General features: G+C 44.6%; 23 protein-coding genes and 2 tRNA genes. 14 read left to right on the top strand and 11 right to left on the bottom strand.

The annotated features are described in order from the left end of the window. The first annotated feature begins 118 nt into the window (after nt 1-118). Entirely contained in the window at nt 119-1,852 is a 1,734-nt protein-coding gene (ade, locus tag KNQ09_RS15425) for an adenine deaminase (RefSeq protein WP_214858943.1), read from the top strand. A 262-nt stretch (nt 1,853-2,114) separates the two neighbouring features. Continuing rightward, nucleotides 2,115-2,372, top strand: coding sequence for a hypothetical protein (locus KNQ09_RS15420; RefSeq protein ID WP_023467133.1), 258 nt, complete (start codon nt 2,115-2,117; stop codon nt 2,370-2,372). 116 nt (nt 2,373-2,488) lie between these two features. Here the strand turns inward: KNQ09_RS15420 and KNQ09_RS15415 are convergent, their stop codons facing one another. Together KNQ09_RS15415 and KNQ09_RS15410 are read right to left on the bottom strand one after the other, a co-directional pair. Next, entirely contained in the window at nt 2,489-4,123 is a 1,635-nt protein-coding gene (locus tag KNQ09_RS15415) for a peptide ABC transporter substrate-binding protein (RefSeq protein ID WP_050678072.1), read from the bottom strand. Nucleotides 4,124-4,232: 109 nt separating this feature from the next. Further along, the gene (locus KNQ09_RS15410; RefSeq protein WP_195865866.1) at nt 4,233-4,916 is read right to left on the bottom strand and encodes an MgtC/SapB family protein; all 684 of its coding nucleotides are present in this window, start codon (nt 4,914-4,916) and stop codon (nt 4,233-4,235) included. 110 nt (nt 4,917-5,026) lie between these two features. Here KNQ09_RS15410 and KNQ09_RS15405 point away from each other — a divergent pair, with 110 nt between their 5' ends. Then, a complete protein-coding gene (locus KNQ09_RS15405; protein ID WP_214858962.1) occupies nt 5,027-6,424 on the top strand; it encodes a basic amino acid/polyamine antiporter in 1,398 nt (465 codons plus the stop codon). Between the two features lie 57 nt (nt 6,425-6,481). Here KNQ09_RS15405 and KNQ09_RS15400 read toward each other — a convergent pair whose 3' ends face one another. After that, the gene (locus KNQ09_RS15400; protein WP_214858942.1) at nt 6,482-8,509 is read right to left on the bottom strand and encodes a putative bifunctional diguanylate cyclase/phosphodiesterase; all 2,028 of its coding nucleotides are present in this window, start codon (nt 8,507-8,509) and stop codon (nt 6,482-6,484) included. Between the two features lie 186 nt (nt 8,510-8,695). Here KNQ09_RS15400 and KNQ09_RS15395 point away from each other — a divergent pair, with 186 nt between their 5' ends. From KNQ09_RS15395 to nagE, 3 genes are all read left to right on the top strand, one after another. Further along, complete coding sequence (locus tag KNQ09_RS15395) at nt 8,696-9,898, top strand: ornithine--oxo-acid transaminase (protein WP_214858941.1); 1,203 nt, start codon at nt 8,696-8,698, stop codon at nt 9,896-9,898. A 157-nt stretch (nt 9,899-10,055) separates the two neighbouring features. Beyond that, nucleotides 10,056-10,253: a CsbD family protein gene (locus KNQ09_RS15390; RefSeq protein WP_023467139.1), complete on the top strand. Its 198-nt coding sequence runs from the start codon at nt 10,056-10,058 to the stop codon at nt 10,251-10,253. A gap of 214 nt (nt 10,254-10,467) precedes the next feature. Beyond that, nucleotides 10,468-11,976: an N-acetylglucosamine-specific PTS transporter subunit IIBC gene (nagE, locus tag KNQ09_RS15385; RefSeq protein WP_214858940.1), complete on the top strand. Its 1,509-nt coding sequence runs from the start codon at nt 10,468-10,470 to the stop codon at nt 11,974-11,976. 23 nt (nt 11,977-11,999) lie between these two features. Here the strand turns inward: nagE and KNQ09_RS15380 are convergent, their stop codons facing one another. The 4 genes from KNQ09_RS15380 to yhfH form a co-directional block, all read right to left on the bottom strand. Next, nucleotides 12,000-12,902: an EamA family transporter gene (locus KNQ09_RS15380; RefSeq protein WP_050678077.1), complete on the bottom strand. Its 903-nt coding sequence runs from the start codon at nt 12,900-12,902 to the stop codon at nt 12,000-12,002. A gap of 100 nt (nt 12,903-13,002) precedes the next feature. Next, the gene (locus KNQ09_RS15375) at nt 13,003-13,644 is read right to left on the bottom strand and encodes a YkyA family protein (protein ID WP_023467142.1); all 642 of its coding nucleotides are present in this window, start codon (nt 13,642-13,644) and stop codon (nt 13,003-13,005) included. 15 nt (nt 13,645-13,659) lie between these two features. Then, entirely contained in the window at nt 13,660-14,301 is a 642-nt protein-coding gene (locus KNQ09_RS15370) for a polysaccharide deacetylase family protein (protein ID WP_251138224.1), read from the bottom strand. Nucleotides 14,302-14,697: 396 nt separating this feature from the next. After that, nucleotides 14,698-14,844 carry a protein YhfH gene (gene yhfH / locus KNQ09_RS15365; RefSeq protein WP_064505459.1) on the bottom strand — a complete coding sequence of 49 codons (147 nt, stop codon included), beginning with the start codon at nt 14,842-14,844 and terminating at the stop codon, nt 14,698-14,700. A gap of 186 nt (nt 14,845-15,030) precedes the next feature. Here yhfH and KNQ09_RS15360 point away from each other — a divergent pair, with 186 nt between their 5' ends. Beyond that, the gene (locus KNQ09_RS15360) at nt 15,031-15,657 is read left to right on the top strand and encodes a nitroreductase family protein (RefSeq protein WP_214858938.1); all 627 of its coding nucleotides are present in this window, start codon (nt 15,031-15,033) and stop codon (nt 15,655-15,657) included. A gap of 139 nt (nt 15,658-15,796) precedes the next feature. After that, a tRNA-Val gene (locus KNQ09_RS15355) sits at nt 15,797-15,869 on the top strand. 46 nt (nt 15,870-15,915) lie between these two features. Here the strand turns inward: KNQ09_RS15355 and KNQ09_RS15350 are convergent. Further along, complete coding sequence (locus tag KNQ09_RS15350; RefSeq protein WP_214858937.1) at nt 15,916-16,467, bottom strand: YdhK family protein; 552 nt, start codon at nt 16,465-16,467, stop codon at nt 15,916-15,918. A 147-nt stretch (nt 16,468-16,614) separates the two neighbouring features. Here KNQ09_RS15350 and KNQ09_RS15345 point away from each other — a divergent pair, with 147 nt between their 5' ends. The 3 genes from KNQ09_RS15345 to KNQ09_RS15335 are packed head-to-tail and all read left to right on the top strand — an operon-like array spanning nt 16,615 to nt 19,199. After that, the gene (locus KNQ09_RS15345) at nt 16,615-17,964 is read left to right on the top strand and encodes a HAMP domain-containing sensor histidine kinase (RefSeq protein ID WP_214858936.1); all 1,350 of its coding nucleotides are present in this window, start codon (nt 16,615-16,617) and stop codon (nt 17,962-17,964) included. Between the two features lies 1 nt (nt 17,965). Beyond that, nucleotides 17,966-18,616, top strand: coding sequence for a response regulator transcription factor (locus KNQ09_RS15340; RefSeq protein WP_214858935.1), 651 nt, complete (start codon nt 17,966-17,968; stop codon nt 18,614-18,616). 16 nt (nt 18,617-18,632) lie between these two features. Further along, the gene (locus tag KNQ09_RS15335) at nt 18,633-19,199 is read left to right on the top strand and encodes a histidine phosphatase family protein (protein WP_214858934.1); all 567 of its coding nucleotides are present in this window, start codon (nt 18,633-18,635) and stop codon (nt 19,197-19,199) included. 59 nt (nt 19,200-19,258) lie between these two features. Here KNQ09_RS15335 and KNQ09_RS15330 read toward each other — a convergent pair whose 3' ends face one another. After that, entirely contained in the window at nt 19,259-20,806 is a 1,548-nt protein-coding gene (locus KNQ09_RS15330) for a phytoene desaturase family protein (RefSeq protein WP_214858933.1), read from the bottom strand. After that, entirely contained in the window at nt 20,764-21,309 is a 546-nt protein-coding gene (locus KNQ09_RS15325) for a methyltransferase family protein (RefSeq protein WP_050678085.1), read from the bottom strand. The genes KNQ09_RS15330 and KNQ09_RS15325 overlap by 43 nt, the downstream gene beginning before the upstream one ends. Nucleotides 21,310-21,525: 216 nt before the next feature. On the opposite strand from KNQ09_RS15325, the gene KNQ09_RS15320 reads away from it, so the two are divergent. Beyond that, complete coding sequence (locus KNQ09_RS15320) at nt 21,526-22,353, top strand: M15 family metallopeptidase (RefSeq protein ID WP_214858932.1); 828 nt, start codon at nt 21,526-21,528, stop codon at nt 22,351-22,353. 65 nt (nt 22,354-22,418) lie between these two features. After that, nucleotides 22,419-22,895 (top strand): hypothetical protein, encoded by a 477-nt coding sequence (locus KNQ09_RS15315; RefSeq protein ID WP_023467153.1) that lies wholly within the window; start codon nt 22,419-22,421, stop codon nt 22,893-22,895. A gap of 62 nt (nt 22,896-22,957) precedes the next feature. Here KNQ09_RS15315 and KNQ09_RS15310 read toward each other — a convergent pair whose 3' ends face one another. Next, on the bottom strand, nt 22,958-26,098 hold the full coding sequence (locus tag KNQ09_RS15310; protein WP_214858931.1) for an efflux RND transporter permease subunit: 3,141 nt from the start codon (nt 26,096-26,098) through the stop codon (nt 22,958-22,960). A 185-nt stretch (nt 26,099-26,283) separates the two neighbouring features. On the opposite strand from KNQ09_RS15310, the gene KNQ09_RS15305 reads away from it, so the two are divergent. Next, nucleotides 26,284-26,356 (top strand) — tRNA-Val (locus KNQ09_RS15305). Nucleotides 26,357-26,432: the final 76 nt, after the last annotated feature.

Genomic DNA, 26,432 nt, shown 5'->3' with positions numbered 1-26,432 from the left:
TTCCCCCTCAGACATTAAATCGATACTCTTTCATCTTGACGTTACAAAAAATAAATTGCAACAGCTTCCAAACTAATTGTAAGATGGTAAAAATACGCTTACAACAGGAGGAGACAGGATGGAACAAACAGTGCGTGAACGATTGATCGCGATTGCTGCAAAAAAAGAGAAAGCAGCCGTCGTCTATCAGAATATTTCAGTCATTGATGTCATGACACGTGAGACATATACAGCAGATGTAGCGATTGATTCAGGTTATATTGCTGCTGTCGGAGAGGGGTATGAGGGAATCGAGAATCGTCCGGGAGAAGGACTTTTCATCGCGCCAAGTTTCGTTGATGCCCACGTCCATATTGAATCATCGATGGTGCCACCGAGTGAGTATGAACAAGCGATTTTACCGTTAGGTGTCACGACGATCATCGCCGATCCGCATGAGATCGCGAATGTCAAAGGAGCAGAAGGATTATCCTTCATGCTAGACGATGCTGAAGGTCTCGCGCTTGATGTCCGGATGATGCTACCGAGCTGCGTACCGGCGACTTCGTTTGAACACGCGGGAGCATCACTTGATGCGGCGGCACTTGCACCGTTCGTCAATCATCCTGGTGTCCATGGTTTAGGAGAAGTCATGGATTATCCAGCGGTCGAACGAGCCGATCGCGATATGCTCCAAAAAATTAAACAGATCGAAGACGCAGGAAAACTGGTCGATGGTCATGCTGCGGGACTTGGACCACGCGAAATTAACATTTATGGTGTCGCCGGAATTCGAACGGATCATGAATCTGTCAGTAAGGAAGATGCGATCGCCCGAGCGCGTCGTGGTCTGTATGTCGAAGTGCGGGAAGGATCAGCTGCCCGAAACTTGAAGGAAGTACTCGATGCCGTGACAGAGAGCAACGCGAGCCGTTTCCTCTTCTGTACGGACGATAAACATTTGGATGATACGTTACGAGAAGGAACGATCGACTATAATATCCGCTATGCGATTCGTCATGGGATTAAACGTGAGACAGCGTATGCGATGGCATCGTTGCATGCGACGAACGCGTATCGTTTAGACGATCGTGGAGCTATCGTGCCGGGACGCCGGGCGGACTTCGTCCTGTTATCCGATGCCGATAACGTCGTGATTGACGAGGTTTATATTCAAGGTGAGTGTGTCGCACGAGCAGGAAAAACGACCCGAACAGTACGGCGCGCGCATGTTCCAGAATCGTTACGAGGTGCATTGAATACAAAACCGATTACGCCGGAAGTATTTGCGCTGCCACTTGAATCAGCACGGGCGCATGTGATCGGAGTCATTCCAAAAAGCATCGTCACGGAACATCTGGTTCTCGATGTTCCACTTCAAGACGGACATTTCGTGCCTGTACCGGAGCAGGATCTTTTGAAGATCGCTGTCATTGAACGGCATCACGGCACATCCTTCTCGGCAGTCGGTATCGTCAAAGGTTTCAAGATGAAACGCGGAGCGATTGCGGCGACTGTTGCCCATGATTCGCACAACCTCGTCATCGTTGGCGCGTCGGATGAGGAAATGCAACTGGCTGCGGAACGTCTCGTCCAAGCGGGTGGGGGAGTCATTGCCGTCAATGGGCAAGAGGTACTTGCTGAGTTACCGCTTGAAATCGCTGGACTGATGACGAATCGTCCCTTCCAAGAAGTTGGAGATACACTCGAAGCATTGAATGATGCCCTCGATGTGTTAGAGGCGGATCGTTCCTTTAATCCCTATTTGACGATGTCATTCCTTTGCTTACCGGTCATTCCGGAGTTAAAGCTGACCGACAGTGGATTATTCGACGTAAAACACTTTCAGCATATTTCAGTACAAGCAGATTGATGTCCGTCGCGAGTCTGAGTCTCATTCCGGGACTCAGACCGTTTTTCTGTCAATCAAGTTACGTTAAAATCAAAAAAAGTCACTTTACAAAACGGTTAGAAATCCTTAATGAAACTTAATAGTTTGGATATTGAATCATTTTGAAAAGCTTGTTATAGTAGGTTCTATATCATTTGTGAGAAACCTCACTTTCTATGAAACTTTTATCTAGAAGGATCGTAGAAAATAGTAGGACAACAAGATTAGAAAGGAGATCATCATTATGGATAAGACTTATTTTGAAGGGCATGAAGCTTTGATTGCCGATGTCTATCGTTCATTCACGCGTCAGTTCCATGCGTTACCAACACATCGACGAACGAAACGTCAGTTGCGAAATCTTGCATTCTCCGTCATTCGTCAAGCTCGACCGACGTATGAGGAACGCACCGTTCTTTATGCTTACTTCGCTGAATTCTTCCGAGCAGTTGAGGAAGGACAGGATGAAGAGATTGCTTTTTATAAACAAATTGCACAGTAAAGACCCCCGATGGCTCCGTCAGAAGGGGTCTTTGTTGTTTTCTGAGAATCACGTCTGGAAATAAAAAAACAAGTAGGGAACGAGGTCCGCTACTTGTTCATCAATGTTTTAAAGGGTTATTTTACTTCCATCCATTTAAAGCTCATATCGGCACCGAATGGGTGACGGTATAATTTATCAATGTTTGTACGTTGTAAGTAAGCTTCCCCTTTTTGGTAGATTGGTGCGATGGCATAGTCTTCTGTCAACAGCATTTTTTCAGCTTCTTGCATGTCCGACCAACGTTTCGCTTCATCTGCTTGTTGTTTTGCTCCCTTGATGAGATCATCGAATTTTTTGTTCGAGTATTCCATTCGGTTGAAGCTTCCATCCGTTAACCACATATCGAGGAACGTCATTGGATCCTGGTAGTCAGGTCCCCAACCAGCAGCAGAGATATCATAATCTCCCTTCGATTCGAGTTCGAGGAAGTTCTTGAACGGTTGTTGTTTGATTTTGATCGTCAAACCAGGCAGGTGCTTCTCAAGATCTCCTTTTAAGTACTCAGAAACCTTTTTGAAGGCATCTTCATCTCGTGAGAGCATGCTGAGTTCGACTGTCTTCACACCGAGTTCTTTCAAGCCAGCATCCCAAGCTTTTTTCGCAGCGTCAGCATCGTAGCTTTGTAGATCCGGATACTTCGCGCGGAAGTCTTCCCCATCTGGTGTAAACGTGAAGTCTTTCGCGACGATGAAGTTTGCAGGTTTTGATCCGTCATTTAGGATGACATCTGTAATCCCTTGTTTTTCAAAACCAAGCGCGAGCGCTTTTCGAATGTTTTTGTTTTTCAATGCTTTATTCTTTTGGTTAAAGCGAAGGAAGTTGATCCGAGCATCTGGACGCGTCTTGTAATCATCTGATTTTTCGTACTGCGAAACGAATTCAGACGTAATTGGTGCAAAATCGACTTCTTTCGCTTCGAACAGGTTGACGCCAGTTGAGATTTCTTTGACGACCTTGACATCGATTTTGTCCATCTTAACATTCGCTTTATCCCAGTAATCTGGATTTTTCTTGTATGTCCAACCAGCATTCGCTTGCCATTTATCGAGGACGAAAGGTCCGTTGAAGACCATTGTATCAACACTTGTCGCGAACTTATCGCCTTTATCTTCGACGAATGATTGTTTTAATGGTAAGTACGTCGGGAAACTCGTCAAACCAAGGAAGTAAGGTGCTGGAGCTTCAAGTTGGACTTCAAGTGTCTGATCGTCGACTTTCTTGACGCCCAGTTCATCAAGTTCAGCGTCTCCAGCCATGATTTTGTTGGCATTTTTTAAATCTTGTAGAATGTACGCGTATTCTGCTGCTGTCTCTGGATTGAGTGCACGTTTCCAAGCATAGATGAAATCATCTGCTGTGACGGCTGATCCATCTGACCACTTCGCATCTTTACGCAGTTTGAACGTATATGTTTTTTTATCGTCCGACACTTCAACGCTTTCTGCGATTCCAGGTGTCGGTTTGTTATCTCCATCAAGACGATACAGCCCTTCGAAGACGTTGTTCGTGACGATGATGGAAGTCGAGTCTGTCGTTTTCGTCGGATCTAACTGAGGTACATCCGTCGTCGAAACGAGTGTGACTTCCTTTTTCTTGTTTTTCGAATCTGATCCGCTTGTGTTTTCGTCATTTCCTTGCCCGCATGCAGCGACAGCAAGAAGCGCGATGCTGGAAAGTCCAGCAAAAGCGATTTTCGATGGTTTATTCATGGAACGATGACCCCCCGAGAGTTAGTGTTAAATATTTCAGAAAAATGTGAACATATTGTTAATTTAAGTGAAAGTGATTAAAAATGCAACATAAATTTTCTGACAATTCTCATTGATCAAGGTCTATATCCTCAAGTCCAAGCGATTTCAAATAGTCATAAAGTAGGAATAAGGTCAACGCATGAGGGGAATACATTCGTAACGTCAATCGAACGGGATCACCACGTAAACGCATATTCGTAATACGTACACCTTTACGCTCAAGAGCAAGAACGATGTCTGTCGGATCAAGTCCAGAAGGAAGTAAAAGATGCGCAACGAGGACATTTGCTTCGAACCGACTATTGTTGATACGACCCATCATCCGAGTTAAGCCTTCCAGTAAGAGGAAGAGAAAGAGAACGAGAAAAATCGACTCCCAGATGAAACCTGCACCGACAGCGATCCCAATCCCACTTGCACTCCAAATAATAGCGGCAGTCGTCAGTCCGCTGACGATATCATGTGGTCGACGTAAGATGACACCAGCGCCAATAAAACCGATTCCGGTTATGATTTGGGCGACGAGACGCATCGGATCCATCTGAACATTCGTCGCCATGTCGTGGTAGAGTAAGACCGATTTGATGGAAACGATGGTTAACAGACAACTGATCAGGGTAATTACGAGGCTAGTGCGTATACCAACCGGTTTATTTTTGATTTCACGCTCGAATCCGATGAAAATTCCAAGTGTGGCGGCTAATAGGAGTTTTAGGAGGTCTTCGAGCTGAAATACATGGATCCAGTTCATTCGTCTCAAATCCTTTCTTTACTTTAAAAGGTGATTTGTTATAATGACTTTTGTGTCTTTCGAATGAATATACGTAAGATGTAATAGATATACGAAAAAGGAAGTGTCTCATCATGAATCAGCAAAAAATCGGGTTCTTTGCGCTCGCTGCAATGGTCATCGGTTCCATGGTCGGTGGAGGAGCTTTTAACCTTCCTGGTGCAATGGCCCAAAGTGCAAGTGCAGGACCTATCCTCATTGGATGGAGTATCACGGGGATTGGGATGATCATGCTAGCGCTAGTATTCCAGCATCTCGCAAATAGTAAACCAGAGCTCGAAGGCGGCATCTATGCCTATGCGCGTGAAGGATTCGGACGTTTCGTCGGTTTTAACAGTGCTTGGGGATACTGGGTATCGGCGTGGATTGGAACGGTTGCGAATATCACGCTCGTGTTTAATGCGATTAGTTATTTCTTCCCGATTTTCGCAGCAGAAAATCGAATATTCCTCCTTTTGATGAGTGTGGTCGTCATTTGGGGATTGTTCTGGCTCGTCTCGAGCGGAATCAAGGAAGCGACGCTCGTCAATCTGATTACAACGATCGCAAAGCTTGTCCCAATCTTGATTTTCATTCTTCTAGTAGGAATTGCCTTTAATATCAAAACGTTTAATCTGGATATTTGGGGAGAGGGAACAGAACTCGGTTCGATCTTTGATCAAGTAAAAGGAACGATGCTCGTCACGCTATGGGCGTTCGTCGGTATTGAGGGTGCTGTCGTCTTATCAAGCCGTGCCAAAAACCGAAGTGATGTCGGGAAAGCGACAGTAACAGGACTTGTTGGCGTGTTAGTCATCTATATCTTGATTTCCGTTTTATCACTCGGAGTGCTTAGTCAAGAACAACTAGCTGGATTAAAAGAACCGACGATGGCATATGTATTAGAGGCAGCGATTGGACCAATCGGTGCGACGATCATCATGATCGGTTTGATTATCTCACTATCCGGTGCACTTCTCGGATGGACGATTCTCGCATCGGAGATTTCGTATCTCGTTGCAAAAGACGGCGCATTTCCGAAAGCATTCGCAAAAACGAACCGGAAAGGTGCTCCAGTCGGTGCGCTGTTGATTACACAAATCGCGACACAGGTCGTCGCAGGAATCGCGCTTTTCTCAGCGCAAACCTATCTTGTCCTGTCGAGTATCGCTGGGATTTGTGCGTTATTACCATATTTATTATCAGCGTTGTATAGCATTCGGATATCGCGCGAAGAGCGCAATCAGAAAATGTTGCTTTTCTCCATCATCGCATCTGCGTATTCGATTTGGCTCGTCTATGCGTCGGGTATCTGGTACATCGTCATCGCGGCATTAGTCTATGCTCCAGGGATTCTCGCGTATGCGTTAGCAGAGCGAGAACAGCAACGGACGGGCATGTCACGTTATGAGTGGATTGCCAGCATGGTCCTTGTTGTATTAGCAGGAGTAGCCGTTTACGGAATGGTCGTCGGGGAAATTCAATTGTAAGAAACGCTATGAAAAAGAAGTCACGGTGGTTTTCATCCACCGTGACTTCTTTTTTGATTAAGGTGTTAAAAATCTTTTTTCGACATCCTGTACGGATAGAGGTTCAGAGAAGATGAATCCTTGCATGTGCTGACACGATGTCGTTTTTAGATAATTTAACGCGTGTTCTGTCTCAACACCTTCAGCGACAAGATTCAACTCTAGATTGTGACCAAGTTGAATGATGGAATCGAGCAAGGCGTGGTCATTTGTCGCCAGACCATCAATGAATACTTTATCAATTTTTAATTCGTCGATTGGAAAAGCACTGAGATACTGCAAAGAAGAATAACCGGTACCGAAATCATCGATCGATAAACGGAAGCCGAGCGACTTGATGAGGTGCATGCGTTCGACTGTTCGTTGCGTCTGGAGAATCGCGATATTTTCCGTCATCTCCAAAGTAATCGAAGATGGCGATACCAATCGTTCTGTTACGATGTGTTGTAATGTACGAATGAAGGAGTCGCTTTGGAACTGATGCGGTGAGATATTGATTGCCATCGTCAGTTTAGGGTCAATTGTCTGTTGCCACTTCGCGAGCTGTTCACAAGCTTCAATGATGACCCAGTTATTAATTGGTGTGATTAGTGAAGCTTCCTCAGCGAGTGGGATGAACTCATCTGGTGGAATACTCCCGAGGGCCGTGTGATTCCAGCGTAATAAAGCTTCGAAGCCTTTAACGGCTTGTGTCTGAAGTTCAATGATTGGTTGATAAGCAAGATAAAGGGATTGATCTTCGAGTGCTGTGAAAAGGGAGCGCTCGAGTTGGATTTTCCGTGTGAATTGTGTATCCATCTCGTGCGTTAAATACTGAATCGTTCCAGTACCAATCGATTTTCCCGCATACAGAGCTGTTTCCGACCGGCGATATAAATCTTCAAGTGTTTTGGCTTCGGATGGATAGACAGTGATTCCGAATGTACAAGAAACAATCAATGAGTGACCATTGATATAATAAGGCCGTTGCAGTGCTTGTTGTAATTTCCGAGCATATTGGAAGAGCAGATTGCTCGAAGGCGCAGGTAGTAAGACACCGAATAGATCACTCGTCGGATGAAAAGCGAGTATGCCTGTCGTGTGTTGCAAAAGGCGTGTTGCCATTGCTTGAAGTAGTTGATCACCGACATGTGTTCCAAACGAATCGTTGATAACTTTAAAACGGTCGATATCGAACAAAATGAGTGCAATCGGATCATGCGACGCAGCAGAGCGGAATAAGGCTTCACCTTCGCGTAAAAATCCACGTTTATTCAATAGGTGTGTCATCTCGTGATGGTGCACTAAAAAATCAAGTTCTTCTTCAAGTGCTGTTGTTTCCGTGATGTCGTTCCCGATGAACAAATGTTGGAAGCGAACACCGTTCGCATCATAGATTGGAATGAGCGTCGCTTGTAGATGTTTTCGTTCGCCAGTTTGCGAAGTGAGGCTAAGGCGACCAGACCAGGCTTTTCGTTCACGAAGTTGTGCACGAATCTCCGAAACGACGGAACTGGATTTATCTAAAATGAGTGACCAAGGCTGGTTGAGAAGCATCTCAGAGCAATATCCTGTCACATCGATGAGTTGATCATTCACGTACGTGATCGTTCCTCGTGCATCGAAGACGGCGACAGAAGCAATCTGATCGAATGCATGACGCAAATCTATCAACCCTTGGAAGAGTGGTTTCATGTTCGTTTGTTGCTCAGCTGAAGGTAAACAGCAAACAAAGGCGGCAATAACGGTTCCTGTATCATCAAGTAAAGGAGATAAAAGAAGTGTTGACGTTACAGAAGTGCCCGTCTTATGCAACAAGGAGGCATTCGGTAATTGGACAGATTGACGGCGCTCCAAGAAGGCATGCCAAATCTGTTGGCTGAATGCTATGTCTTCCCGTTCGAGAAGTGGGACGATCTGGCCAACGATTTCCTGTTGTGTCCAGCCCCATTGCTGTGCGGCTAGCTCATTCCAAGAGCGGATGGTCAAGTCAGTATTCAATATGAAAGCGGGTAAAGGGAATTCTTGAATGACGACTTCATAGGAATCAATGGTCGAACGGTCCATTACGTGCGCACGCTCCTTTATAATGAAAAGAGATGACGGTTCACTTGTCTTGTCTTTTCCCAATATATTCAATTCTTACGCATTATAATCCTTTCGCTCGATTACTTTTTAGATGAAGATTCTTTGAAAGAATCTGCTATAATAATAATGAAAGCGTTTTCTGAAGAGTTATGAGGGGGAATTTCGATGAATCAAACAGAGAAAATCATTCAACAGACAGAACAGTTCGGAGCACATAACTACCATCCACTCCCGATCGTCATCTCAGAGGCGGAGAGTGTCTTCGTCACGGACCCTGAAGGACGTCGTTATATGGATATGTTGAGTGCCTATTCAGCCGTTAACCAGGGACATCGTCATCCAAAGATCATTGAGGCTCTAAAACGTCAGGCAGACAAGATTACATTGACATCACGTGCCTTTCACAATGATCAACTGGGCTTTTTCTATGAAAAAGTAGCACAATTGACGGGTAAAGACATGGTGTTACCGATGAACACGGGTGCGGAAGCTGTCGAGACAGCAGTGAAAGCAGCACGACGCTGGGCATATGAAGTCAAACAAATCCCAGGTGATGCTGAAATCATCGTTTGCGAAGGAAACTTCCACGGTCGGACGATGACAGCCGTCTCGATGTCGACGGAAGCAGAATACCAACGTGGATTTGGACCGCTTCTTCCTGGAATCAAGACGATTCCATACGGCGATCTTGAGGCATTAAAACAGGCGATCACTGAGAATACAGCGGCATTCATCTTGGAACCAATTCAAGGCGAGGCAGGCATCTTAATTCCTTACGATGGTTTCTTAAAAGACGCACAAGAAGTTTGTCGTGCGCAGAATGTTCTGCTCGTATCGGATGAGATTCAGTCTGGACTCGGTCGTTCCGGTAAATGGTTTGCTTCTGATTGGGACGAGGTAACACCAGACATGTACATTCTTGGTAAAGCATTGGGTGGTGGTGTATTCCCAATCTCGTGTGTTGCCGCGAATAAAGATGTCCTTTCTGTCTTCAATCCAGGTTCACACGGCTCGACGTTTGGTGGCAATCCACTTGCGTGTGCCGTCTCGATTGCTTCACTTGAAGTATTAGAAGACGAAAAGTTACCGGAACGTTCACTTGAACTCGGTACGTACTTCATGGAGAAATTAAAACAAATCAACAACCCGATGATCAAAGAAGTACGTGGTCGTGGATTATTCATTGGTGTTGAGTTGACAGAAGCAGCGCGACCATATTGCGAAGCGTTGAAAGAAAAAGGCTTACTCTGTAAAGAAACGCATGAGACAGTCATTCGCTTTGCACCACCGCTCGTCATTACAAAAGAAGAGTTGGACTGGGCATTCGAACGGATCGAACAAGTATTAGGTGTCTCCGTCGCGCAATAAATAAAAGAATAGAATCAGGTTGGACAACAGTGAACAGACCGTTCACTGTTGTTTTTGTTTAGGAAAGTGCCGATTTTAATTAAGGAAAAGTTTGAAAATCAGTGACAAGGGAACAATCAACTATCGCAAAAAAAACTTTTAAATGGGGGTAATGGTTATGTCAAACAACAGTGGTCTCAATAAAAAAGTGGATGGTCTCGTCGATAAAGTAGCAGGTAAAGCGAAAGAAGCGCTTGGGAAAGCAACAGGCGATAAATCAACAGAACGCGAAGGTAAAAAAGATCAAGTAAAAGGCGAAGCGAAGAAAACAGTCGGTAACGTCCAACAAAATTTCGAAGATACGAATCGTCGTTAAGACAGTTGTAAATGAATAGAAAAAACCGGACTAGAAGGTTACTCTAGTCCGGTTTTTAGTGTCTGCTATAATGAATTTTTATATCAATAAAAAAAGATAATGAATAATTTGTATAAAGGTCTAGTCATTTAGATATTTATATGGAATAATTAAAAACGTAAAAGCGTTTACATTGTTCTGTCATTATCGTTTTATTCAGGAAAGGGTGAAAGGTATGTTGCAGTTTCTACAACGAATTGGTAAAGCCTTGATGCTACCAATCGCAGTATTACCGGCTGCGGGGATCGTACTCCGGTTAGGTTCGGCGGATATGCTTGATATTCCGTTGATGGTAGCAGCAGGAGGGGCTATTTTTGATAACCTTCCACTGATTTTTGCCATTGGTGTCGCGATTGGTCTATCGATCGATGCGAGTGGGGCAGCGGGTCTTGCCGGGGCCATTGGGTATCTCGTCTTAAAGAATGGCGTCGACTCGATGAACAAGGATTATTCCAGCGCACAGATTCAGGCGAAGTATGATGCGATCGCTGCGATCGTCAATGATTCCTCGACCAAGGTCGACGGAGCGACACTTGGTTCGATCGCGAATCAGGCGACACTCGGTTCGACCGTTAATATGGCGGTATTCGGTGGAATCATCGCGGGTATCGTCGCAGGACTTCTATACAATCGGTTCTATAACATTAAGTTACCGGATTGGTTAGCATTCTTTGGTGGTCGTCGTTTCGTTCCAATCATTACATCAGCGGTCATGCTTGTACTTGCTTTCATCTTTGGTTATGTCTGGCCGTTCATCGAGCAAGGCATCAACGGTGCTGGTGAATGGATGGTTGGTCTTGGTGCAGGAGGCGCTGCTCTGTTTGGATTCTTTAACCGTCTCTTGATTCCTGTCGGCTTACACCACGTCTTAAATAATATTTTCTGGTTCGTCTTCGGTTCATATGAAAAAGCAGATGGTACGGTCGCGAACGGTGACATCGCGCGCTTCTTCGCTGGAGATCCGACAGCTGGGATTTATCAAGCGGGCTTCTTCCCAATCATGATGTTCGCCTTACCGGCTGCAGCTTTTGCGATTGTCATGGCTGCGCGTAAGGAAAATCGAAAAGCAGTTGCTGGAGCGATGATTGGTCTTGGACTGACGTCCTTCTTGACAGGTATCACGGAACCAATCGAGTTCTCGTTCATGTTCTTATCACCTGTTTTATATGTCATTCATGCGGTTTTAACAGGTCTATCGATGGCCATCGTTAACTTACTAGGTATTTTACATGGCTTCTCCTTCTCGGCTGGTTTCATTGATTATGCCTTGAACTTCGGTATTGCCACAAAACCATTACTTCTCATCCCGGTTGGTCTCGCGTTCGCGGTCGTCTACTACTTCCTGTTCTACTTCATGATCACGAAATTTGATCTGAAGACACCAGGTCGTGAAGATGAATCGCTCGTCACAGACAAGGGAGTCGTTCTAACAGATTCAGACGATAAATATGAGCAACAAGCAGCTCAAATTTTTGCCGGATTGAAAGGAACAGAAAATGTCACGTCGATTGATAACTGTGCGACACGTTTACGTCTTCAAGTCAAAGATCCAAGCATCATTGACGAAGCGGCGATTAAAGCGGCTGGAGCAAAAGGTGTCATGAAGATGGGCGCGACCAGCGTGCAAATCATCATTGGAACAGACGTCGAATTCGTTGCGGATGCGATGAAGCGACAGAAGTAAAGAAAAAACGACCTTTCCTGAACTCAGGAAAGGTCGTTTTGTTGTACGTTCGCAACAGGTGCTGTTTTGCTTGAGCGATAGATTGGATAAAAAATTCCGATCAAGATGATGACGATCCCAATCCATTGGGAACTCATCAGATGTTCTCCTAAAATTAAGACGGAACAGATGACTGCTGTCGGTAGTTCAGCCGCTCCGAGCAAAGAAACGCTTGCTGGAGACAGATGAGGGGCGCCTGCAGCAAATAAGAGCGGTGGTAAAATCAATGCGAACAGACCGAGCGGAATCGCGTATAACAGAAGTCCATTTTCGAAGTTCGCAGACGACAAGAATGTCGTCGGTGGATACATGGTCATGACGAAAGCAAGACCACCTGTCATCATATAAAAACTTTTCTTGATGACGGGTAAATGATTGGCGATGCGTCCACTAGCGAGTAAGAAAATGGAAAAGCTGACAGCTGCTCCAAGACCGAATAATGTTCCACGTAAATCGAGTGGACTCGAGTAAGCGGCACTCGCAAGAATGGCTCCGCCAATTAGTAGAATCGCGGACAGAAAGTGCGCACGACTGGGTAAACGTCTGAATGCGAGCGCATCGATGATGACACCAATCCAAGTGAATTGGAATAAGAGAATGATCGCAACGGATGCGGATACAGTCTGAAGACTTTGATAGTACAGATAACCGGTTGTACCACTTGAGATACCGATCAGCATGAGCAGACCAGCTGTCTTGAGATCGAGACGAAGATTTTTCGTAAATAAGGCAAGTCCGAAAATCATGAGCCACCCGAAGAAAAATTGACTACCTGAAACGGCTGCTGAGTTGAATCCAGCGGCATAAGCGAGTTTGACGATCGTTGAGAGGACACCATAACTGATAGCGCCAATCAGAACGAATAAGGTTGCTTTTGAACGATGCATGAATAAATTCCCTCCATTTTTAATAAAAACCACACAAAAAAGGTTGCAACAGGGCCTTGTCCAGGTTTTTTGGACAGGGTTTGGTTGCAACCTGTGTGATTTATTGAGTTGATGTGTCGAGCAAACGATACAGCCGGGTTTTCGTTTGATTATACTGAACGGTCAGCGCATTCCACTTCTTTAATGACGCGGTAGCTTTCCGTGTTAAACGATTTAAATCCGCTGTTGACTCATCAATCTTAACGAAATCCGGTTTTTTCGTCAAGCGTGAAAGCACTTTCTTTTCAGCGTCCATCGCTTGTCGATACGTTTTCGAGAACGTTTGAAATGTCTGCTCGCGTTCCTTGATGATTGTCACTAAGGCAGTTCCTTCTGTTTTTGCTTTACCATCAAGTTTGTTGACAGCATCTTTCAATTCTTCAAGATCGAGTGCAGCGTACGTTTCCTTACGTAACGTTTCTTCTTGTTTCAATAAAGCAAGCCGTTCGTCATTTAAGGCTTCTAATTCCTCTCGTTCATTTTGAGAGCGTTTGATTTCTTCAGCACCTGCATCAAGAACGGCTTGGTACGTATTAACTGAAATTTCATCCTTACGAGCACGTTGATCAGCTAGCGTGAATGCCTTCTCTTCACCTTTCACTTGTTGCTCTAGCTGTTCATGAAGAGAGGCTGGTGAATCGTTGGAACAGGCAGCGAGTCCAAAGCTCGACAGGAACAGTACTGCTACGAATGTTTTTTTCATCTGGATAGTAACTCCTTATAAATTCGAGTGTTGCGCGAAGTTGTACGGAATATGGAAATCTTCATCATAAATCGCGAATTGATAGCCTTTTTTCTGAAGTCCGGCAACAATGGCTGGAAGTGCTTTGATGGCTTGTGGTTGTTCATGTAAGAGAATGATTTCAAACGGACGCTCTGCTCGCCGAATGACCGTATTCGCTACTTCTTTTGCACTATCTTTGTAATACCAGTCCATTGAATCGATTGACCAGTCCCACACGCGGAAGTCTGCTGAATGAATGGCAGATGCCATTTTTTTCGTGATGCCTGGATCAGAGCCATAAGGTGGTCGTGTCAAATGTGGTGTTAGCTTCGTCAACTCATGGATTTTCTTCTGAACACTTTGCATCTCTGAGACATACTTTCCTTTTTCGTACAATGTATCGTAATCGTGTGTTTCCCCGTGTAATCCGATATAGTGTCCAGCTTTAGCAGCAGCTTTGACTTCTTGCGGAAAAGCATCTATTTGTGTTCCGAGATAAAAGAAAGTGGCACGAGTCTGAAGTTGATCCAATGTTTGAAGTAAGTCCGGTGTTAATGCGGATGGACCATCCTCGAATGTTAAATAAGCGACTTTTTTCGTCACACCATTCCATTTTTCCACGCGTGCTTTTTCCATATTGACGACAGGGACTTCAGTAATGGATTTACCTGTCGTAATGGATTGTTGTTCAGGAGTAAATACGTATCGGTAAGCGACATATCCCCCAACTCCGAGAAAAACAAGGGTGAGAAGTAAGAAAAACCGAGGGAAAAACTTTCTTTTTTTTGTACGCGGTCGTGGACCGAGTTCGCTAGCATGGCTTGAGGTAAATGGATCCATCGTTGTCTGTCGCTCCTTTTGTCAAAAATATCATATACAGATAATGTAACATTCTGACTGTTTCTTTTGTAACAAACAGATGACAAAAAGATGACGGAAAATCGATTTTTCTAAAAAATATCGATTTATTTAGAAAGAGTTTGCAAGAAATAAAAAAACAACCACTAAGTAAGTGATTGTTTCATGTATTATTTAGTGTTCTGTTACAGCACACTCATCGCATTCCGTTTGATAGGATTCACATTGTTCATCCATCTCTTTTCCGCAATGGGCACACGTTTTGACGGGAAGCTCACGATAGAATGCAGCAGATGCTTCTTGGTAAAGGGGTTGTTCCATGTGTTTTTCCTCCTTCAAAAATAAACGCAATGGTCTTTTTTCTTGTTTTTATTGTATTAGTACAGAAGTTTAATGTCAACTATTGTTTTATAACAGTAAATTCGTTTGAAGTATTGATAGAGGACAATAAAAAAGAGACATGCTACGATATCTAAGTAATCTGATAATAATAAGGGGGATTTACACATGACACAGGCAACACTTGATACAATGCGTGTCTTAACAGAAAGACGTTCGGTTCGTCATTACGACGAAACGTTCAAACTTTCAAAACAGGAAGTGGAAGAACTATTAGAATGGACGACAGCGGCGCCGAGTGCTTGGAATTTGCAACACTGGCATTTCACGGTCTTCCATTCAGAAGAATCGAAGCAACAGCTTGCACCGATCGCATACAATCAGCCGGCTATCACTTCGGCTTCAGCAGTCATTGCGATCTTAGGTGATGTTCAAGCTAATCGAAACTACAATCCGGTGTACGGTCCAGCAGTAGAAGCAGGTGGCATGACAGAGGATTTATTTGATTCGATCAAGGCACAGGTAGAAGGCGCTTATCAAAGTGAAGCCTATGGGCGCGATGCGGCAATGTCGAATGCGAGCCTTGCTGCGATGCAATTGATGCTTGCGGCAGAAGCGCGTGGATTATCAACACTCGCAATGGGTGGATTCGATCATCAACGTTTTGCGGAAACGTTCATCACCGAGTCACGGTATGTACCGGTCATGTTGATTGCTGTCGGAAAAGCGGTTGAAGATGCGAAAAAGCGTCCGGCACTACGTTTACCGATTGATCAAGTATCGACCTTCCTGTAAGTCATTCAAAATGGAGGAAGCGGGGTTCAATTCCTCCATTTTAATTTTTTTATTTTTTTTCAGAAAAAGACTTGTCAGCCTTTTAGTTTCTTGATATATTAATACATGTCCTAGCAAGTACATAATGTACTGCAAACATGATTCTGTAGCTCAGCTGGGAGAGCGCTACCTTGACAGGGTAGAGGTCGCTGGTTCGAGCCCAGTCAGAATCATACCGAAAGCCCGCTTTTCCTTTATAGGAAAAGCGGGCTTTTTTTATTATTTCTTTATCTCATCCTCTGTGACCCATTTATGGTTTTTCACCATCTCTCCACCGTCCGTCGGTTCATAGTTCACCATGTAGACCGTCGTTTCCTTTACTTCATCAATCGTCGCTTTTGCTCCATCCATACCTTTCATATGATCCGCTTTGACAGTTGTTTCATCACCAACTTGCAGTGGCTTAGTTGGAACAGGATCGAGTTCTTCCTGAATGACCCATTTATGATTTTTCACCATCTTTCCACCAGTAGTCGGTTTGTAACTGATCGCATAGACGACGGTGTCGTAAGCTCCCGCAATCGTTGCTTTAGCTCCGTCCATACCGTCCATATGATCCGTCGTCAACGTGATGTTGCTTCCTTTCGGATAAGTCGGATCACTGGCTTCCTTTAAACCGGATGGTAGCTTTCCGTCGCTCGAATGCATCATATCTCCATGAGACATATCGTGTGAGTCACTATTACTTCCATCGTTATTGGTGGATCCACATGCACCGAGCCAAAGCGTAGAACTAAGAGCAAGTGCGGTTAATGTCAATGATTTTTTCATATAAAACCCTCCTGAAGTCACTAGTCTTCTTTACTATACCCAGCGTATATGCAAATCGTGTGCAGATGAGGTGACAGTTTCGTTTGCCTGCGTCGATCGCGTTTTTTTTAGCTATACTAAAAGTGGAGAGAAAAAGGAGGAATCGTCATGCGTCGTATTTCATACTCAGTCGGAGGGATCGTGCTTGCGGCATTTTTAATTTGTGGCAGTGTGTTGTTTGGGACATTGTATTATCAGTTGTCTCAAACACGAACGCAGGAAGTAGTAGACGGTTTACTGAACCGAGGAAATACACACCGTGATGTCCTTGTCGATTCCTACGACCAAACGACGATGCGCCATGTCAGCATGATGGAAGCAGATTCATCGTTTACTGTGGTGATCACTGATGCAGATGGAAAACAACTCGAAGCGTCACGACCTTTGTCGAATGAGATGAAGAGCATGTTAGAGCATACGGATTTTGATTACCGTCAACAAGGAAAAATCGTGACGATGCGTGACTTTTTAATGACGGACAGTCCCATCACCATTGACGGGGAACATCGTGGTCATGTATTCATGTTCGCTTCTAAAGCAATCGTAGATCACGTACTTGATCCGTTGAAACAGCAGTTTCTCCAAGTGGGTCTGCTAGCGCTTTTATTAGCAGGTGCGGCAAGCATTTGGACGACCCGACTCATTTCTCGTCCGTTGATTCAGATGGAAAAAGCGACAGCACGCCTATTGGATGGGGAAGGTGGAGAGTTGCCGATTGATCGAAAAGATGAACTGGGACAATTGGCGCGTTCGATTCAGCAATTAAAACAAGATCTCGATTTTTTGAATCGGGAACGATCCGAATTTTTAGCAACCGTATCTCATGAACTACGAACACCATTGACATATATAAAGGGATACGCGGATATTCTCGAACGCCAAACGTTGACGCCGGATGAGCAACAACGCTACATTACGATCATTCGAGAAGAAAGTCAGCAAATGAATGAATGGATTGAGCAATTGTTTTGGCTAGCACGAATTGACGCCAATGCTTTTATGATGGAGCGAAAACCTGTCGATGTCGAAGACTTGATTCATCAAGTGATACGATTGATGCGTCCAGACATCGAACAAGAAAATGTTTCGTTCGAGATAGAAGGTGAGCGATTAGAAGTGATGGGTGACGCTCAGCAGCTCCGTCAGATGATCGTGAATATCATTGAAAATGCACGGCGACATACGACGTCGGGAAAAATTATCGTTCGTTATGGTGTCAACGCAGTAGGGGCTTTCATTCAAATCGAAGATACAGGAGAAGGGATCGCTGCAGAATCTTTACCTCATGTAACGAAACGGCTCTACCGAACGGAAGCATCTCGTTCTCGAAAACATGGAGGAACTGGAATCGGACTCTCCATCGTTGAAGCAATTGCTCAGACACATGGAGCAGAATTGAACATCAAGAGTCAACTTGGACATGGAACACAAGTGACACTGCAGTGGAAGGAGAAATAAAATGCCGCATGTATTGATCGTAGATGATGAACCAAGAATGCTTGAACTGCTCAAACTGTATATTCAGCCGTATGGGTACACGTGTCAGCTTGTGGATTCTGCGAAACAAGCTCTTGAGCTCTGCCGTCAGCACGTATTCGACCTGATTTTATTAGATGTCATGATGCCGGATATGGATGGCTGGACATGTTGTCGTCTCATTCGAGAACATTCTAACATCCCGATCTTGATGGTTACGGCTCGGAATCAACGGGAAGACATCATTCGGACACGGGAAGTGGGGGCGAATGATTACATATCAAAACCGATTCAAGAAGGGGAACTGATCGGGCGAATGGAAGTTTTATTACAGCAACAGTATGATGGTCTATCCTATGACCGGGAAAGCTATCGTTGTAGTTACCTCCAACAAAAGATTTCGTTAACGAAAACGGAATTTGAGTTGTTAGGTGTATTTTTAGATTCTCCACGACGTGTTTGGACACGGGATCAGCTGACAACAATATTATGGGGAGCGGAAGCGTCTGTAGACGAGCGGACGATCGACTCGCATATCAGACATTTAAGAGAAAAACTACGTGTTTGCGGTTTTCCGATTGAACAGCATCTCGAAACAGTTCGCGGAATCGGATACCGCTGGACACACCAATAAAGGGGAAAATCAAAACATGACGACACTCTATTTCGTACGGCACGCACACTCGACATATTCACCAGATGAACGGAAGCGGCCACTTTCCGATGCAGGACAGGCAGATGCGATACGTTTACTTGAAACGTTTCAAGAAATTCCAATCGACAGGTTCTACAGCAGTCCGTATCAACGGGCAATCGAGACGATTGCACCGCTCGCGAAGGCACGTCAACAACCAATCATTGAGGTAGAGGAACTACGAGAGCGATTGTTAGCACCGGGAGAGCTTGACGATTTTCAAGCAGCGGTCACATATGTATGGCAACATCCGAATGAAAATCCGTATGGAGGCGAAACGAACAACGAAGCGTCACAACGCATTCGGCAATTCATCGACGAACTAGTGGAGAAGCATCCTGACGAAACAGTCGTTCTTGGAACACACGGAAACATCATGGTGTTACTCTTAGAAACATTTGATCCGACGTTTGATTACGCATTTTGGAAATCCTTACCGATGCCAGCCGTATGTCGAATGGATGTGAGATCAGGAGAAAAAGCGGACATTCATGTCGTACCACTTTTGACGAATACAAAGTAAAAAAAGAGACGGAACTGATGAGTGAATCAGTTTCCGTCTCTTTTGTAATTGGAGAAATGTTAAGGCGTAGGAACGGCACCTTCATGTTTTCGGATCAAATCCGCTGTTAATTGACCAGACAAGGTGACCATCGGTACACCGCCGCCTGGGTGTGTCGAACCACCGACGAAATAAAGTCCTTCGTACAAGTCACTCTTCGATGGAATCTTGAATCCACCATTTTTCTTCCGATCGGCTGCGACACCATAAATCGATCCACCGTTTGGACCGTATAATTCCTTCAAATCTTCTGGGGTGAAGCGATATTCAAACTCGATTGATTCACGAAGTCCGTGAAGTCCCATCCGCTCCAGTTTATCGAGAACGACTTCGCGGTACGCATCCCAGTCGACCTCACCTTTTTGAAGTGTTAGCGGTGGAACATGCGTTAAGACGAATAAGTTATCCTTCCCTTCAGGAGCTTGGGAAGCGTCGGATTTTGACGAGACACCAACGTAAATCGTCGGATCCTCAGGAGGGGTACCTTCTTTGAACATTTGGGCGAATTCACGCTCTGGATTTTCCGAGAAAAAGAAATTATGATGCGCTAGCCCGCGATACTCGCGATTTACACCGAGCAGCAGGACAAGACCTGAAACGGAAGGAGCGAACGACGCCTGTAATTTTTTGGCCTGCTTCCGGGCTTTTTTCTCCGGTACGATCCGTTCATAAGTCGGAATGACCTCGAGATTTGAGACGACGATATCGGCTGCATGAAACGTTCCGTTTGATAAGACGCCAACCGCTTTTTTATTTTCAAGGACGATTTGTTCAACGGGTGAGTTGAGATGAACCGTGACACGGAGCTCATCAAGCAACCGTTTCATGGCACGCGCGATTTGGTACATGCCGCCTTTGACATAATAGATGCCGAGTCCCATTTGAACGTAAATCATCTGATTGAAGACAGCAGGTGCTTGATAAGGGTTGGAACCAACATACATGACCATATAGTTGAACAGCTGTTCGAGATATGGATCATTAAGATGTTTCTTTGTTCCGGTCGCGACGGTATTCATAGGATCCATCTTTAATAAATCAGACATCGTATGGTATTTTTTTAAGTCCTTTAAATCTTCGAGACTGTATTTATAAAAACTATCGAGGCACAAGTCGTACATTTGTTTGGAGTACCGGAACAATTCGACGAAATCAGCTCGTGACGAGACTTGTTCGACTTCTTCAAGCATTCCAGGTAAGTCACCTTTGACATCGATTTTTGTTCCATCCTCAAAGAATGTACGCCATTGCGGTTCAATGCGCTCGATTTCTAAGTAATCATCCAAGTTACGATGAACGCTTGAGAAGAGTTGTTCGAGCACCCAAGGCATCGTTAAGATGGAAGGACCGGTATCGAAAGTAAATCCCTTTCCACTACGTTGATTCAGTTTCCCTCCGACGTTTGCATTCTTTTCAAGCATCGTGACTGCATAACCATCTCCAGCCAAACGAATGGCGGCAGACATACCAGCAAGACCTGCTCCAATGACAATTGCGCGTTTCTTCAAATGAATCACTTCTCCTTTTAGTAGATGAATGGAATCAATCGCTTTCGTTTCGCAGCCCATACCGTATAGGCAGGTCCAAAACCTTTCGTTAACATCGCTTCCTCGATTCGAATCCGGTAAAGCAAGAAAAAGAACATCAGAAGTCCAGAGAGAACAAAAAGTCCGGACTGACCGGTGAAGAGGGGGAAGCTCATCGTAATCAATAACAATCCACTATATAATGGGTGACGTAAAAAGCGGTAAGGACCACTGCTGACGAGCTGATCACCAGATGCCACGACGACATGACGTGTGAATTGTTGTTTTAAGTGAAGAATTCCCCACAGACGTAAGGAAACGCCACACCACAACAGAATGCATGAAGAGATGCGCATGAATGTAGAAACTCCCTCATTCGCAAAGAGGAAAGCGCAGACGATCGTTCCGCTTAGGACAAGGAAAATCAAATAAAAACTAACTTGTTCTGCTGCGCCTGACTTGGACTCAGAGCGATTCCGGAAACGAATCATCTCACCGATCCAACAGATGCTACCGATACTGAAGATCCATTCCCAAAGTGACACGTACGCTACTCCTTTCTGCATCAGAATCATGTTTCGAAAACGCATACATCGTTATTTACCCATTGTAATTCGTCCTTAAGCTACATTTAGAAAACTTCAGAAATACTTCATTTTCATGACAAGCATTCCGAAAGAACCCTGTTTGAAAAAAAGAATGGTATTCTAATCTAAAATATGGATGCAGGTTAGAACATGCATAAAGGAGATATACGATTCATGAAATACATCACGACATTCATCACGACGTTGACATTAACAGCGGCCTGTACGTCAGTGTATATACCAACGGTCGAAGCATCGACTTCTACTTATCGGCAAGCAAAGACATCCCTTCATTTGCGTAAGGGAGCATCGATTGATCAACCGAGTCTTGCCGTCATTCCGACGGGGATCTATGTGACGGAACTTTCAAAAGTCGGTACGTGGTCAAAAGTACAATATGGTACGAAGATTGGTTATGCGAGTACGAAGTATCTACTAACGGATGAACAAATCGGTGGAAAACGGATCGGTAAGACCCTCATCGCGAATAAGAACTTAGCGCTCCGCTCGACGTACGCTCCTGGTGAGAATCAACAAGCAAGAGCAGCGTTTGAGAAAATGCGTGTAGCGGCTAAAAAAGCGGGGATTACGCTCGTTGCGTTTAGTACATATCGCTCCTATGCCTATCAAAAAACGTTGTTTGATAAATACGTTGCGCGTGATGGATATGAGAAGGCGAGTACGTATAGTGCGGAACCTGGGAAAAGTGAACACCAAACAGGTCTTGCGTTTGATATCGGAGGCGCTGATTCAACAAAATACGCCACGTTTAGCTTTTCAAAAACAAAAGAGGCAAAATGGTTGTTTGCGAATGCTCACCGCTACGGTTTCCATCTCCGCTATCCATCTGGTAAAGAATCTTGGACGGGTTATACATATGAGAGCTGGCACTATCGGTATGTCGGAGCAACGCTTGCCGCTCGTCTAAAACTCAGTGGATTGACGATGGAGGAGTATTTCCACCTCGCACCATGGAAACCAGTAAAGGTTTCGACTCCTTAAAAACATGGTAAATAGAGGATGTTGGCTTAGTCGGTTATTCGTCTCAGGTGAAAGAGGTGGAACGAATGGCAAAAAAAGATGCGAAACATCACATCATGACGTTTACGTTCAAAGAAGAAGCGACATCCTATCAAGTGTTCAGTGAATTGAAGAAATATCATGCGCGAGGTCAAGTCGATTTCGAACAGATTGCCGTCATCAAGCGAAATGAGAATGGTGCTTTTTCGTTTGAAGATGCTGTGGACCTAAGTGGATCGAATCGCGCCGTCAAAGGTTCATTGATCGGAATGGCCGTTGGTATCTTAGGTGGACCATTCGGCATCTTACTTGGTTCGATGACGGGTATGCTGATTGGTGGATCAAAAGACATGAAGGAAAATCAAGAAATCCAAGAAACATTCAAACGAACACTCGGTGTCATTCCGCCTGGACAAACAGGAATCATCGCGATCGGTGAAGAGTTTGAGCCATCCGTCCTCGACGGATTAGTGGCGCAACATGATGGTACGTTGGAACGAACGGATGAACAGTTAGAGTCGTAAGGTCTTATAGAATGAAAAGGAGCCTATCGCTTGGATCGCGATAGGCTCCTTTTCATGTGCATTTACTTAGTCGTACGTTCTTTTTTTGCTTTTTTGAAGAAGAACAATTCATAGACGACAGGAACGATGATGAGTGTTAACAACGTAGAGGTCGTTAATCCACCGATGACCGTCAAGGCAAGACCTTTTGAGATCAATGTTCCTGAAGAAGTGGTTAATGCGAGTGGTACCAATGCCATGATTGTTGCAAATGCGGTCATCAGGATTGGGCGTAATCGCGTTTTACCAGCTTCAATTAATGATTCGCGAATCGGCATACCACGTCCGACGTTTTGACCGATGCGGTCGACGAGAACGATTGCGTTCGTGGTGACGATTCCGATCAACATCAGGAAGCCGATCATGACACTGACAGACAATGGTTCATTCGCAAGGAAGAGCGTGACGAGTGAACCGATTGGAACAAAGATCAGAGAAGACAAGATGATGAATGGAATCCGAGCTTTTCCGAACGTAATCAACATTGTCAGGTAAACAAGTCCGATGGCAACGACGATCGCAATTCCAAGTGATTGGAAGATTTCAACCGTATCGTCATTTCCGCCACCACTTGTCAATGAGACACCGTCTGGTAAATCGATTTTTTCGACGTCAGCTTTTACGGCATTCGATACGTTTTGAACGTCGTCTCCTTTGACTTGTCCAGATACGCGAGCATATACTTTTCCGTCGAGTTTCTGAATCGATGTGAAAGTCTCGACTTCATTGACGTTCGCGACATCTTTCAAAGCGACAGGACCGTTTGCTGAGAAGAGTTGGACGTCTTCGAGATCTTCTTTCGAGACGAGCCCTTCTTCATAAGATAATTGTACGTCTTGATCCTTATTGTCAAGATTGAGCGTTCCGACCGTGACAGGCTTCGTTTGATCGTTGACGGTACCGAGAATCTGGAAGCCAGATAGTCCGCGATCACTTGCTTTCTCAGGATCGATTTCTACAAGATACTGCTTTTGTTTTTCGCTGAAGTTGTTCGTGATATATTTCAAATCATTATTTTTCGACATGTTATCCTCGACGAGTTTTGCCGCCTCTTGAAGAGCTTCGAGGTCGTTCGAGAACAAGTCGACATCGACGTTGTTATTCGACGGAGGACCACCTGTTGATAGTTCAGCCACACTGATTTTGACATCGACGTTTTCATCTTGAGCGATGTCTTCCATCTGTGTTTCAAGTGACTTGATCGTTTTTTCGACGTTTACACCGTCTTTTAGATTCAAGAAGTAACTTGCTTTATTATCGAGACGTAAGCCTGTCGTGAAGTCACGCGCTCCGACAGAAGTCGTCACGTCAGCAATGGCTTTTTCTTTATCAAACATTTTTTCCATCTCAAACGAGACGTCACTTGTTTTTTCAAGTGATGTAGCAGCAGGAAGTTCAAGCGATGCCGTCAAGGTCTTCGATGCTTCGTTCGGAATGAACGTAAAGCCGAGACGCGGTACGATCGCTAGGGAACCACCGAGAAGGACAAACGATACGACCAAGATGATCGCCTTGTGCGAGAGTGATTTTTCAATCAGCTTGCCATACCACCGTTGAAGAACTCCTTCTTTTTCTTCCGCTGGTACCTTCTTGAATGCAAACTTCGCGAGAATCGGTACGATCGTGATTGCCACAAGTAGTGAAGCAAGTAATGAGAAAATAATCGTCAAAGCGAACGGTAAGAAGAACTTACCAGTAATGCCACCGACAAATCCAATCGGCAGGAAGACGACGACGGTCGTCAGCGTCGATGACGTGATTGCTTTTAGAATCTCTTTTGTCGATTGTTCGATGATCTCATCCGTCATACCGGATTCGGATTTTCGGACGCGTCGGAAGATGTTCTCGATGACAACGATACTATCATCGACGACACGACCGACTGCAACAGCCATCCCACCAAGTGTCATGATGTTCAGGGAGATATCTTGCCAGTTCAAGAAGATAGCAGCGATGAGTAATGATAATGGAATCGAGACGATGGCGATGATCGTCGCGCGGAGGTTCCGTAAGAACAAGAGTACAGCGAGTGATGCGAAGAGTGCACCAAGTAATCCTTCTTTGACGAGTGTCGCAACGGACTCCTCGATATCCTTCGCTGAATCGATTCCAATCGTATAGTCGACTTGATCGTCATATTTATTGAGGATCTTCGTGACTTCATCTGCGATTTCGACTGTATTGGCATCTTGTTTTTTCGTGATTGCCATCGATAAGGAATCTTTTAAGTCGTAACGTGTTTTTTCACTTTGTTGCGAGACGGCTTCGATTTTTGCGATATCCTCTAGGCGAATCGGTTCTGCAGGTTCAGACGCCTGATCTGCAGCTGCTCCACCTGTTGTACTTGGTGGACCTTGCGTTGCACCTTGTGGTGGACCGCCAGCAGATGAACCACCTGTTTGACCGTTACTTGATGAACTAGTCGCACCTGCAGCAGGTGTCAATTGTAGATTTTTTAGTTTATCTAGATTTTCTAGTTTTTCCTCAACGCGAATCGGAATTTTCGAATCGTTTTCTGATAGCTGACCAGATGGGAACGAGACATACTTTCCATTGATTTGTTCCTTGATGCTCGAGAGCGAGAGACCCGCTTCCGTCGCTTTCTCCTTATCGACGGTGATTTGAACGAGATCATCCTTATAGCCACCAACGGAGACGCTGTTGATTCCTGGAATCTTATTAAGTTCAGGTTCGATATCTTCCTTTAGGATTTTTTCGATGTCTTTACCATCCTTACTAAAGAAAGAGATGTTATAGATCGGGAACGATCCAAAGGACAGACGATTCAATTTCGTCGTTGCTTCCTCCGGTAGATTCGCATCTTGGATTGCAGCATCGATTTGTTGTTCGACCTTATCCATATCGGTATCGAACGGGAATTCGATGTTTAAGATACCGATACTTTCATAAGAAGAACTCGTTAGCTTGGTAGCCCCTTCAATTCCTTTAAGGGAAGTTTCAAGCTTTGAGACAACTTGTTTATCGACATCGTCAGGAGATGCACCAGGGTAAACCGCTTCGATTGAAATCTGAGGAAACTCGATTTCTGGGAACTGATCGACTTTTAATTGTGAGAAGGAATACACGCCTCCTAAAATCAATAGGATTGCAATGATGAAGACAGCAACCGAGTTCTTCAAACTAAATCGGGTTAAAAAGTTCATATGAACGCTCCTTTCTTTTATATGTGCTTATTTACATAGTAGAGGACACTCATAGAACCCGCAACTTTAAAACTGTTTTTATTTAAAAAGATCTTTTTGAAAAAAGATGAATTTTTTTGTTAAAAAGGCTTTACACTTTTCGATATGCTGCTATAATAAAAACATACCCAGTAACAACACAGCATGATTCTGTAGCTCAGCTGGGAGAGCGCTACCTTGACAGGGTAGAGGTCGCTGGTTCGAGCCCAGTCAGAATCATACCGAAATCGTTCCTTTTCGAAGGAGCGATTTTTTTGCGTTAAAAAACTATTCCCGAAATCAATCAGGAATAGTT

The sequence above is a fragment of the Exiguobacterium sp. s191 genome (assembly GCF_018618955.1).
Lineage (GTDB): Bacteria > Bacillota > Bacilli > Exiguobacteriales > Exiguobacteriaceae > Exiguobacterium_A > Exiguobacterium_A abrahamii.
The sequence above is the reverse complement of the archived record's forward strand: the minus strand, read 5'-3'. Positions and strand labels throughout refer to the sequence as shown.